This window comes from Rubrivirga sp., from assembly GCF_049648075.1.
Lineage (GTDB): Bacteria > Bacteroidota > Rhodothermia > Rhodothermales > Rubricoccaceae > Rubrivirga.
This window is the reverse complement of record NZ_JBARYR010000152.1, coordinates 1-10,560: the sequence shown is the minus strand read 5'-3', so window position 1 is coordinate 10,560 and position 10,560 is coordinate 1. Positions and strand designations below refer to the sequence as shown.

The 10,560-nt window shown below is 69.1% G+C and carries 12 protein-coding genes; 5 read left to right on the top strand and 7 right to left on the bottom strand.

The window, feature by feature from the left end; translation table 11 throughout:
* Window positions 1-250 precede the first annotated feature (250 nt).
* The 3 genes from WBA11_RS04280 to WBA11_RS04270 all read left to right on the top strand — a co-directional run bounded on the left by WBA11_RS04280 (window position 251) and on the right by WBA11_RS04270 (window position 2,603).
* Window positions 251-886 (top strand): NAD(P)-dependent oxidoreductase, encoded by a 636-nt coding sequence (locus WBA11_RS04280; protein WP_424519488.1) that lies wholly within the window; start codon window positions 251-253, stop codon window positions 884-886.
* 68 nt (window positions 887-954) lie between these two features.
* Window positions 955-1,608 carry a DsbA family oxidoreductase gene (locus WBA11_RS04275; protein ID WP_424519487.1) on the top strand — a complete coding sequence of 218 codons (654 nt, stop codon included), beginning with the start codon at window positions 955-957 and terminating at the stop codon, window positions 1,606-1,608.
* Window positions 1,609-1,634: 26 nt separating this feature from the next.
* Window positions 1,635-2,603: a mechanosensitive ion channel family protein gene (locus WBA11_RS04270; protein WP_424519486.1), complete on the top strand. Its 969-nt coding sequence runs from the start codon at window positions 1,635-1,637 to the stop codon at window positions 2,601-2,603.
* Window positions 2,604-2,776: 173 nt separating this feature from the next.
* On the opposite strand, the gene WBA11_RS04265 is transcribed toward WBA11_RS04270, so the two are convergent.
* The 3 genes from WBA11_RS04265 to WBA11_RS04255 form a co-directional block, all read right to left on the bottom strand.
* A complete protein-coding gene (locus WBA11_RS04265; RefSeq protein ID WP_424519485.1) occupies window positions 2,777-3,046 on the bottom strand; it encodes a hypothetical protein in 270 nt (89 codons plus the stop codon).
* A gap of 692 nt (window positions 3,047-3,738) precedes the next feature.
* Window positions 3,739-4,593: an SDR family NAD(P)-dependent oxidoreductase gene (locus WBA11_RS04260; protein ID WP_424519484.1), complete on the bottom strand. Its 855-nt coding sequence runs from the start codon at window positions 4,591-4,593 to the stop codon at window positions 3,739-3,741.
* Window positions 4,590-6,059, bottom strand: a complete 1,470-nt coding sequence (locus WBA11_RS04255; RefSeq protein WP_424519483.1) for a flavin-containing monooxygenase — start codon at window positions 6,057-6,059, stop codon at window positions 4,590-4,592. Before WBA11_RS04255 ends, WBA11_RS04260 begins: the two co-directional genes overlap by 4 nt.
* Window positions 6,060-6,210: 151 nt before the next feature.
* On the opposite strand from WBA11_RS04255, the gene WBA11_RS04250 reads away from it, so the two are divergent.
* Both WBA11_RS04250 and WBA11_RS04245 read left to right on the top strand, forming a co-directional pair.
* The gene (locus WBA11_RS04250; RefSeq protein ID WP_424519482.1) at window positions 6,211-6,978 is read left to right on the top strand and encodes a glycosyltransferase family 2 protein; all 768 of its coding nucleotides are present in this window, start codon (window positions 6,211-6,213) and stop codon (window positions 6,976-6,978) included.
* Window positions 6,975-8,651 carry a DUF6798 domain-containing protein gene (locus WBA11_RS04245; RefSeq protein WP_424519481.1) on the top strand — a complete coding sequence of 559 codons (1,677 nt, stop codon included), beginning with the start codon at window positions 6,975-6,977 and terminating at the stop codon, window positions 8,649-8,651. The genes WBA11_RS04250 and WBA11_RS04245 overlap by 4 nt, the downstream gene beginning before the upstream one ends.
* A 15-nt stretch (window positions 8,652-8,666) precedes the next feature.
* On the opposite strand, the gene WBA11_RS04240 is transcribed toward WBA11_RS04245, so the two are convergent.
* The 4 genes from WBA11_RS04240 to WBA11_RS04225 form a co-directional block, all read right to left on the bottom strand.
* Window positions 8,667-8,945 carry a hypothetical protein gene (locus WBA11_RS04240; protein ID WP_424519480.1) on the bottom strand — a complete coding sequence of 93 codons (279 nt, stop codon included), beginning with the start codon at window positions 8,943-8,945 and terminating at the stop codon, window positions 8,667-8,669.
* Window positions 8,945-9,232, bottom strand: coding sequence for a hypothetical protein (locus WBA11_RS04235; RefSeq protein WP_424519479.1), 288 nt, complete (start codon window positions 9,230-9,232; stop codon window positions 8,945-8,947). Before WBA11_RS04235 ends, WBA11_RS04240 begins: the two co-directional genes overlap by 1 nt.
* The gene (locus WBA11_RS04230; protein WP_424519478.1) at window positions 9,232-9,513 is read right to left on the bottom strand and encodes a hypothetical protein; all 282 of its coding nucleotides are present in this window, start codon (window positions 9,511-9,513) and stop codon (window positions 9,232-9,234) included. Before WBA11_RS04230 ends, WBA11_RS04235 begins: the two co-directional genes overlap by 1 nt.
* Window positions 9,514-9,577: 64 nt before the next feature.
* The coding region (locus WBA11_RS04225) for a M20/M25/M40 family metallo-hydrolase (protein WP_424519477.1) at window positions 9,578-10,560 on the bottom strand (983 nt) is incomplete at its 5' end.

Sequence of the window (10,560 nt, the reverse complement as noted above, 5' to 3'; positions counted from 1 at the left end):
CGAGGACACCGGCTGGCCAGCGGCGTCGGTGACCTGGGACCGGAGGCGCCCGAACCGGGCCTCGCCCTGGGCCAGGCGCCCGACGACGGGAACGGCCCACTTGCCGCTCAGGACATCGGCGGCGGCGTGGACGGGGCACGGGCCGCGGTGGCGGGGAGAGATGTCGGACATAGTGGTTACGGACAGGAAACCAACCGGAAACAGGGTACGCCGAGCCTCGTGATGGTTTCCTTCCTACACCTTTGTTGTCATGCGCATCGCACTTTTCGGCGGCACCGGCCGGACCGGCCGCCCCTTTCTCGACCAGGCCCTCCAAGCCGGCCACGACGTCGTGGCATCCGTTCGCACGCCGTCCAAGCTGGGTGGCCTGTCCCACGACCGGCTGACCGTCCTCGAGGGCGACGTCCTCGACGCGGCCCACGTCGCGAGCGTCCTCGAGGGCGCCGACGCCGTCGTCCTAACGTTGGGGCCGACCAAGGGCGGGCCGAAGAGCATGATGACACGGGCGGCCCAGAACGTCATCAGCGCGATGAAGCGGCACGGCGTCCAGCGCGTGGTGACCGAGACCGGCGCGGGCGTCGGGGATCCGAAGGACCCCGGCGGGTTCGGCCCCAAGCTGATGAGCACCATCATGGGACTGGTCGCCAAAGACCTGCTCACCGACTCCGTGGGCCACGTCGACGCGTTCCGCGACTCCGGCCTCGAGTGGACGGCCGTCCGCGCCCCTCGCCTGACCGAGGGCGCCCAGACCGGCGACGTCAAGGTCGGCTACTTCTCGATGGGACCCGGTCACAGCGTCTCGCGCGCCGACGTGGCCGCGGTCATGCTCCGGCTGGCGACGTCGGACGAGTACGCCGGACAAGCGCCGCACGTGACGGGCGCGTAGCTCGGCCTCGAGGACGGGAAACCCGCACGGCGCCGTTCGTCCCACCCCCTTCGATCTCTACCCTAGCCATGACCATCGAGGTATTCGCCGACATCGCCTGCCCGTGGTGCTACATCGGGGAGGCCCACCTCGAGGCCGCTCTCGAGGCCCGTCCCGGCCTCGGCGTGGAGCGCCGGTGGCGGCCGTTCCAGCTTCAGCCCGGCCTGCCGCGCGAGGGGACGCCCCGCGACGCGTTCTTCGAGGCCAAGTTCGGGAGCCGGGAGCAGATGGACGCCGCGTTCGGCCACGTCACGCGGGCCGGCAAAGCGGCCGGGATCGCGTTCGACTTCGCTCAACTCTCCGGTGCTCCCAACACGACCGACGCGCACCGCCTCGTCCTGCTCGGGAGGGCTTACGACCGAGAGTGGGAGACCGTCGAGGCTCTGTTCGAGGGCTACTTCGCCGAGGGCCGCGACCTCAACGACGCCCTCGACATGGTCGCCATCGCGGAGCACGCCGGCATCCCCGGCGCCGACGCTCGCGAGATGCTCGGCGACGATCGCTTCGAGGCCGAGGTCTCCCAGAGCCAGACGATCGCCCAGCGGGCCGGCATCTCGGGCGTTCCGCTCTACTTGTTCGCGGACCAGTTCGCCCTGTCCGGCGCCCAGCCCGTCGAGGCGTTCGTCGCCGCCCTCGATCGCGCTGCACGGACCGCGAACGGCATTGCGCCGAGTGATCCGTAGGTTATGGGCGTCTCCCCCCGACGCCCATGCAAGCCGACAGTCTCGCCGTAGCAGCAGACACCGCCGCCGTCCAGCCCATCAACGTCTCTGACGCTGCGACGGGCTTGGTAGGCAAGGTCGAGGGGTGGATTGACACGTTCGTCTTGTACCTACCGAACCTGGTGGTCGCGGTCCTGATCGTGATCCTGGCGGCGTTCCTGGCACGGGTCGCGCGTCGTGTCGTGCAGGCGTTGCTCCACAAGGTCACGGACCGGGCGCCCCAAGCCCGCAACGTCGTGGACCTGCTCGGGACGTTGGCCTACATCGGCGTCCTGGCGGCCGGCACGTTCATCGCGCTCGGCGTCTTGAACCTGACCGGCGTCGTGACGACGTTGCTCGCCGGCGCCGGCATCGTCGGCCTGGCCTTAGGGTTCGCGTTCCAGGACATCGCGGCCAACTTTATCGCGGGCGTCTTGATGGCGGTCCGCAACCCGTTCCTGGTCGGCGAGATCATCGAGACGAGCGGGTTCACCGGGACCGTCGAGGAGATCACGTTGCGGTCGACGCTCCTCAAGACGTTCCAGGGGCAGCTCGTCATCCTTCCGAACGCCAAGGTCTACGGCGACCCGATCGTCAACTACTCCCGTCTCAAGAGCCGCCGCGTCGACCTGGCATGCGGCGTCGGCTACGGCGATGACCTGGGGCACGCGCAGCAGGTCGCCCTCGACGCGGTCGACGGCCTCGAGGTCCGCAACACGGACCGGCCGGTCCAACTTTACTACACGGAGTTCGGCGACTCCTCGGTCAACTTCACGGTCCGCTTCTGGATCGACTTCCGGGCGCAGACGGACTTCCTCGACGCTCAGTCCCAGGCCATCATGGCCGTCAAGGACGCCTTCGACCAGAACGGCGTCACGATCCCGTTCCCGATCCGCACGCTCGACTTCGACCCGAACGGCGGCGTCGCGCTCCGGGCCGCACTCAAGGGTACCGGCGGCGGCCTCGAGGGCGAGTAGCTGGAGCACGAGGCGGATCTGCGACCTCGAGGACGGTGGGCTGTGTGCCGGAGACAGTTCGGGGCGCCCCAGAACTCACCGCTCCCTTCCTCTATTTACGGGCTTAGCCTCGAGGACGAGGCCACCACAGCCCGGCCTCGGAGCTACGCGTCTCGCGCAGGGACTCCTCCACCTCAGTTCCAGGGTAGCTCGACCATGACGTCCTCGTAGAGCGCCGCGCGGACGTAGTCCAAGAGAGCAGCACGACCGGGTCCATAGCGTGCGATCCGGTCCGCGTCCGTCTTCATGCGGACGCGGCAGACGGGCAGGCCGGGGATGACCACCACGCCGTCGACCATGGCCCGGCCAGTGTCGTCCTCGGCCGTCGTGATCCGCACGAAATCGAGGGTCGGGTCGGCGAAGCCGAGGCCGGCGTAATCGGGCGGGAGGTCAGGGAGGGACACGGCTGTGAGATCGAGTGCACCTCCCGTATCGACCGAGCCGAACGCCTGTTAAGCTCGAGAGGAATAAGACCGGCGAACGACCGCCATTTCACACGTGCCGATCTCGATGACGGCCTATCGAGACGAGAGACGCCGGTCAAGAGCACGGTGTACGATCAGTAGCACGACAGCGCCCACGATGACATAGGGCACGTTACGGAAGGCGAATGGATATCCGACCACACCAACGTCTGGGAAATTACAGGGTACCCGCCAGTCGTTGCCCCGTAGCTGAGCGTCCGCGCTGTCCACAGCAGGGCTGGAACGAACGCCAATCCGTCCTCACGGCCCCATAGCCTACGCAGCACCCACTCGCCTAGCGCGAGTACAGACGAGACGTAGTGGAGCCCGATGTTCGTCCACAGAGAGGCTCATTCTGGGTGGGAGTCCGGCACCGAGACCACGTCGTGATCTCGTGGAGCAACACCAGCCGGAGCACTCGCCATGTGGGACTCTAGCGACCGGGTCTCGAACGAGCGGCAGCGGCGCAGTCAGGACCCGCAGGTTGCTCTGCATCGTGAACTGGCCCGAGTGCCTGGCCACGAACGCCTCGACGCTCGCACCGTCGGCCCCCGGCCGCACGAACGCTCACAGAGCGGCCGGAACGGGGATGGCGACGCACACCATTCCCTCGCCCAGCGCTCAGAGAGCCGTCACTGCGGGTCTCCGAACATCCGACGCTCCCACCAGGCCACAAATCGAGAGTAGGCCGCCGGGACTAGGCGGACGCCCAGATCCACAGCTTTGGCGTCGGGGCCGACCAAGATCCGCTCGCGGCCCTTTTCGACCCCGTCGAGGACGACCTTCGCCGCCTGCTCGGCCGTCGTGCGGAACAACTTTTCGTTGTAGACCTGGGTCCGCCGCTCGGCCCGTGCTCGCTCGTCAAGCGTGAGATCCCCAGCGGCTGCCAGGGCCGCGCTCGAGATGTTCGTCTTGACGCCTCCCGGGTGGACCACGGTCACTCGGACGGGGTGCCTCGCCGCACGCATCTCGGCACGCAACGCCTCGGTAAACCCTCGGACGCCGAACTTGGACGTGCAGTACGCCGACATGTTGGCCTGGCCCATGAAGCCGTTCAGGCTGCTGATGTTGACGAGGTGCCCGTCGCCCGACGCGATCAGGTGCGGCAAGAACTCTCGCGAGCCGTAGATCACGCCCCACAGGTTGACGCTCAGGACGCGCTCAAAGATTTCGTAGTCCGTCTCGATGAGGGGCCGGGCATCGCCAGCGATGCCGGCGTTGTTGTAGAGGTGGTGCACGACCCCGTAGTGGTCCGCGACGGAACGGGCGTAGCCTGCAACCGAGGCCCGGTCGCTCACGTCGAGCGGCGCCAAGTGGACGGTCGCGCCGGCCCCGCGCGTCATCTCGCCGGTCTCAGCGAGCGTGTCCTCGTCGACGTCCGAGATCGCGAGACGGGCGCCGCGCCGGGCGAGCCCGAGCGAGAGCGCGCGGCCGATCCCGGACCCGGCTCCGGTAACGACGGCGACCTTGTCCCTGAGTGTGCTCATGCGGACTCGACCTCGAGGGCGGCTGCAAAGTGGAGGTGTTCGTCGTCGACGCGGCCGGTGCGGAGCACCTTGGCGTCGGTGTGGTAGTTGACGGGCATGAGCCAGGGAAAGCGATCGCCCTGCCGGGGGAGCTCGTCGATCGAGCGCTGGACGTAGCCGGCGGCGAAGTCCAAGAGCGGGCGGGTCGGCATGTCGGGGTCCGAGACCTCGGGGCGACACACGTCGTAGCCCTCGGCGTCCATGTAGTCGAGCAGGCGGCACCAGTGCTCGCACAGCAGCCCGACCTTGAGCGTCCACGACGCGCTCGTGTACCCGATGGCGACGCAGAAGTTGGGGACGCCGCTCAGCATGAGCCCCTTGAACACGACGCGGTCGGGGAGCCGGACGGGCTCGCCGTCGACCTCGAGGTCGATGCCTCCGAACGGCAGCAGGTTCAGGCCCGTCGCCGTCACGACGACGTCGGCCTCGAGGACGCGGCCGGACCGGAGGCGGATACCGTCCTCGGTAAACGTCTCGACGTGGTCGGTCACGACCGAGGCGTCGCCACGGCTGATCGCCTGGAACAGGTCGGCATCGGGAACCAAACACAGGCGCTGGTCCCACGGGTCGTACGGCGGGTTGAAGTGTTCGTCGACGGGGTAGCCGTCGGGAAGCTCCCGGGTGTTGACCCAGCGAATGAACCGCCGCGCCGCGCCCGGAAACCGCTGGCAGAACCGCCACACCAATCGTTGTTGGAGGATGTGTTTGCGCCGCATGAGGGCGTGAGCCTTGTCGGGCGAGAGCAGTCGCCGCGCGACACGGGTCAGCGGGTCGACGGACGGGATGGGCAGCACGTACGACGGCGTCCGCTGGAGCATGGTCACGTGCTCGGCGTCGTCGGCGAGGGCGGGGACGAGCGTGACGGCCGTCGCTCCGCTCCCGATCACGACGACGCGCCGCCCAGCGACCTCGAGGTCGTCGGGCCAGTGCTGCGGGTGGACGACCGCACCTCGGAAGTCGTCGACGCCCTGGAAGTGGGGCGTGTAGCCCTGGTCGTACCGGTAGTACCCGCTCGCGCAGAACAGCCACCTGCACGAGATGCGGTCGCGGTCGCCCGTGTCGGACCGCTCGACCTCGACGACCCAGCGCGCCTCGGGCGTCGACCACGATGCGCGGACCACTTTGTGGTGGTACCGGACGTGGCTGTCGACGCCGTACTCGGAGGCGGTCTGGCGGAGGTAGTCCAGGATGTCGGCCGCGCCGGCGATGGACTCGTCGGCCGTCCAGGGGCGGAACTCGTAGCCGAAGGTGTGGAGGTCGGAGTCGGACCGGATGCCGGGGTATTGGAACAGGTCCCACGTGCCGCCGCTCGCGCCTCGGGCCTCGAGCAAGGCGTACGACGTGCCGGGCCGCTCCCGCTCGAGGTAGCAGGCCGCACCGATCCCCGAGATGCCGGCGCCCACGATGAGCACGTCGAGGTGGTCCATAGGTAATGCGTAGTGGGTCGTCCGTTAGACGCGGATTCGCGAGAGAGGTGCCTGGCGACCTCGAGGACGTCTCGCCGTTCTACGGTCGACGGCGGAGGATCCCGCCGCGCCGCTCGACCTCGAGGTCGGCCCTCTTTCTCCGTTCCTCGTGATGAGCCGGACGCACCGTGCGCATCTTCGGGCCATGCCGCTCGTCTCGATCGTGATCCCCGCCTACAACGAGGTCGAGAGCCTCGAGGCCGCCATCGCCGAGGCCAGCGCCGCCCTCGAGACCGTGGGCGACTGGGAGATCGTGGTCGTCGACGACGGCTCCACGGACGGGACCGATGCCCTCGCGCGGTCGCTGGCATCGGACCGCGTCAAGGTCGAGGTCCACCCCGAGAACCGGGGCAAGGGCGCCGCGCTGCGGACGGGGGTCGCGGCCTCGAGGGCGCCCGTCGTCGGGTTCACGGACGCCGACCGGCCGTTCGACATGGAGGCGTTGGTGCGGGCCTACCACCGCCTCGTCGAGACCGACGCCGACCTAGTCGCCGGTTTCCGCACCAACCGCGAGCGCTACTCGCTGCGGCGCCGGATCTACTCGGGCACCTACAACCGACTCGTTCGCGCGCTCTTGGGGGTGCCCCTCGACGACGTCGGGTTCGCGCTCAAGCTGATGCGGCGCGAGACCTTCGAGGCCGCCCGGCTCCAGAGCGACGGGGGCTTTGCGGACGTCGAGTTGATCGCGCGGGCGTACCGGGCCGGCGCCAAGATCGAGCGCGTCGGCGTCGAGTTTACGCCTCGTGAGCACGGCGTCTCCAAGATGGCCGGTGCGGCATCGGTGGCCGGCATCCTGCGCGACATGGCGCTGTTCCGGCTGGGCCGGCTGGGCGGCGCCCGCCGTCCTCGACTCGCCGCGACGGTCGGCGGATCGGAGTGAGCGACCTCGAGGACGGACAGGCGACCTCGAGGACGGACAGATCGAGGACGAACCCGTCGCTCGCCATCGTCGTGCTGCTGGGCGTCGCGTGCTACCTGCGGATCGGCTACGGGTATGGGATCGGGGACCACGAGGAACTGCTGCCGCAGCTCTTGCGCGCGCTCGACCCGTCGCTGTTTCCGACCGACCCGTACCTGCTCGCCGAGGACGACGCGTTCAGCGTCCGGTTCGTCTGGCTCGGCCTGCTCCGGCTGACGTGCCTCGTCGTTCCAGCGCCGGTTGCCGTGTTTGGGTGGACGGTCGTCTCGTGGCTCGGCGTGAGTTGGGCGGCGTGGCGCCTCGCCCATGCCGTCGTCGAGAACCGCGTCGCGGCGACGCTCGCCGTCCTGGCGACCCTCGCGACGGTCCACTGGGTGCCAGGCGGCAACGCCCTGATCTCGAGGACGCTGGTCCCCGAGTCGCTCGCCTGGATCCCGTGTCTGCTCGCCCTCGAGGCGTTCGCGCGAGACCGCGTGTGGCGGTCGGCAATGCTGTTGGGCGTCACGATGTGGATCCAGCCGCTGATCGGTCTCCAGGTCGGACTCTTGCTCGGCCTCGTCGGGCTCTGGCGGATGGCAGATGGCGAGCCGCGACAGGCGCTCGGCCGGGCCGTCGGGTTCGGCGCCCTCGCCGTCGCCGGCGGCTCGCCAATCTGGATCCCGACGCTCCTCACCCAATCCGGCACCGCTCCGCCCGCCGACGGCCTGCCGACCTTTTTCGTGACGGCGCAGCTTCGCCAAGCGCACCACTACCTGCTGTTCGCGCAGTCGCCTGTCGCACTCGCACGGTTCGGGGTCGTCGTGGCGATCGGTCTCGCAGGTCTGGCCGTGCTGCGCCGCCGACCTCGAGGGCGCGTCCCTGAGCCGCACCGTCGGCACGGCCGGGCCGATCGCTTCGCAACGCGGACGGTGGCAGTAATCGCGGTGCTGGTCGGGCTCTACGTGATCGGGACCGAGGGCTTCCAGAGCCTGACGGTCGCCAAGATGCAGTTTTTCCGGCTGACCCTCGTCGCCAAGCTATTCCTGCTGGCCTGGGCGTCCGCCGCCGCCGTCGCGCTCGTCCCCGCTCGGTGGCGCCGCGTCCTCGAGGACGCGCAGGCCTCGAGGATGGTCACGGGCGGGCTCGCCGTCACGGCGCTCGGCCTGACGCTCGGTCTCGCCGCCCTCGAGGTCGGGCGCCCGCACGAGATGTGGTACCCGGCTCAGCATCGGGCGACCGACGTCTACCGCGCCGAGGCGTGGATCGCGGAGAACACGCCGCGCGACGCGCTCTTCCTAGTCCCCCCCGGCACGACAACCTTTCGGAGCCACGCGCTCCGCTCGGTCGCCGTCAACTTCAAGCCGACGACGTTCCGCGACGACGCGATGCACCGGTGGCTCGCGCGCCTCCGAGTCGTCGCGCCGGCCCCCCTCCCCGACCTCGATGCGCGCCGCCAAGGTGTGATGGCGTGGCGCGAGGCGCTCGACCCGGCCTACCACGCGACGAGCGACTGGGACGCGCTCGCTGACTATTTCGACGCCGACCACGCGCTCATCGACCTCGAGGCTGCACCGACGCCGCCTCGAGGACGGCCGCTGTTCGTGTCGGGCTCGTGGGCGGTGTTCGACCTCGAGGACGCGGGCAGCCGCGAGTAAGCGACCTCGAGGACGCTACCGGTCCATCTCGCGCGACAGCCGTTCGATGTAGGCGTCCCAGAGTTTGCGGGGCTCGACCACCTCGGCCTCGACGTGGCCGCAGTCGCCGCATACCGAGACCGACAGCTTCGACTGGACCGGACGCTTCATCATCATCGCCTTCGGGTTCACGAACAGGCCGACGTTGAGGGTGACGCCGCCGTAGCCCTCGGCCGTGACGAAGGCGTCCGGGATCATGGCGTCCGAGCCGCAGCGTGGACAAACGGGCGTGATCGAGGGGTCGGTCTCAGGCATCAGTCTTCGAGGTCGTTGGCGAGTTGGTCGATGTATCCGTCCCACAGCGTCCGGGGGTCGTCGGCGTAGACCATCACGTAGCCGCAGTCGCCGCACACGCGGGCGGAGCCGTCGGACGCCACGCTCTTCCGACCGACCAAAGAGTCCCGCAGTGCGGACTTGGGCCGGGTGTAGACAGTAATCTTGAGCGAGGCCGACCCGCCGTATGAGGGCGCAGCGCCCTCGATCACGGCGTCGGAGCCGCAGGCGACGCACGGAGGCGTAATGGACGGGTCGGTCTCCGGCATCAGTCGAGGTCGCGGCTCAGTCGGTCGATGTGGGCGTCCCAGATTTTGTACGGCTCGGTCGCGTAGACCTCGACGAACCCGCAGTCGCCGCACACCAACGCTTCCGTCTCGACGCGGACCTCGCCTTTGAACAGGATCGCGTCCGGGTTGGTTACGAGTCCGACCTTGGCAGGGTACCGCGCGTTGCTCTCGCCCCGGTCGATCAGGCGGACGCCCGGCACCATCGCGTCGGAGTCACACTTGAGGCAACGGGGAGTGATCTCGGAAGAGGTTTCGGGCATGGCGATCAGCGGCCTCGAGGACAGATCTCAGCCTCGAGGGCGGGTCTCGGCCTCGAGGCCGAGGTTAGAGGATGACGGTGCGGAACGAGTCGTCGGCGGTGACCGAGCGCGCGAACGCGGCCAGGAGCCGGACCGTGTGCTCGACGTCCTCCAAGTCGACGGTCTCGACGGTCGAATGCATGTAGCGCATCGGGATCGAGACCAAGGCTGATGGGATGCCGCGCTTGGTCGTAAAGATGACGTCGGTGTCGGTCCCGGAGTAGCGGCTCGAGGACTCGTGCTGGAGCGGGATGCCCTCGGCCTCCGCGACCTCGATGAGCCGCGCGACCACGGCCGGGTGGTTGACGGTCCCGTGGGTCACGCTCGGCCCTCCGCCCAGGACCACCTCGCCGTGCTTGGCCTTCTCGATGCCGGGCGAGTCGGTCGCGTGCGTCACATCGAGGACGACCGCCACGTCCGGGTCGATCTGGTAGGCCGCCATCTTGGCGCCGTTGCCGCCGATCTCCTCCTGGACCGCGTTGAGCGCCACGACCGTCGCCGAGGCCGCGTCGCCCTCGAGGTCGCCCAGCACTTGCGTGAGCACGAACCCACCCAATCGGTTGTCGAGCGCCCGCCCGACGACGCGCGTGTCGTTCAGCATCTCGACGCCGTCGGCGTAGACGGCCGGGTGCCCGACGCGGATGCCCAACTCTGCCACGCCGTCCTTGTCCTTCGCGCCGACGTCGACGAACAAGTCCTCGACCTTGGGGGCTTTCTCGTCGTCCTTGCGGTCGCGCAGGTGGATGGCCGTGTTGCCCAGGATGCCGGGGACGGGGCCGTCGGAGCCCAAGATCATCAGCCGCCGCGCACGAGCGATCGCCTGGTCGCTCCCGCCGATCCGGTCGACGCGCAAAAAGCCGTCGTCGGTGACGTACTTGACGGCGAACCCGATCTCGTCGGCGTGGGCCTCGAGCAGGACCGTCTGGCCGCTGCCGTCGCGCGTGGCCCAGGCGCTGCCGTAGGCGTCGCTCTCGACGCGGTCCGCGCGGGACTTGGCACGGGCGGCCC

What these genes read in the sequence shown, in the direction of transcription:
- WBA11_RS04240 (WP_424519480.1), bottom strand. Translation starts at nt 8,945, where the DNA reads ATGCCTGAGACCGACCCCTCGATCACGCCCGTTTGTCCACGCTGCGGC.
- WBA11_RS04230 (WP_424519478.1), bottom strand. Translation starts at nt 9,513, where the DNA reads ATGCCCGAAACCTCTTCCGAGATCACTCCCCGTTGCCTCAAGTGTGAC.
- WBA11_RS04235 (WP_424519479.1), bottom strand. Translation starts at nt 9,232, where the DNA reads ATGCCGGAGACCGACCCGTCCATTACGCCTCCGTGCGTCGCCTGCGGC.
- WBA11_RS04260 (WP_424519484.1), bottom strand. Translation starts at nt 4,593, where the DNA reads ATGAGCACACTCAGGGACAAGGTCGCCGTCGTTACCGGAGCCGGGTCC.
- WBA11_RS04255 (WP_424519483.1), bottom strand. Translation starts at nt 6,059, where the DNA reads ATGGACCACCTCGACGTGCTCATCGTGGGCGCCGGCATCTCGGGGATC.
- WBA11_RS04250 (WP_424519482.1), top strand. Translation starts at nt 6,211, where the DNA reads ATGAGCCGGACGCACCGTGCGCATCTTCGGGCCATGCCGCTCGTCTCG.
- WBA11_RS04280 (WP_424519488.1), top strand. Translation starts at nt 251, where the DNA reads ATGCGCATCGCACTTTTCGGCGGCACCGGCCGGACCGGCCGCCCCTTT.
- WBA11_RS04275 (WP_424519487.1), top strand. Translation starts at nt 955, where the DNA reads ATGACCATCGAGGTATTCGCCGACATCGCCTGCCCGTGGTGCTACATC.
- WBA11_RS04270 (WP_424519486.1), top strand. Translation starts at nt 1,635, where the DNA reads ATGCAAGCCGACAGTCTCGCCGTAGCAGCAGACACCGCCGCCGTCCAG.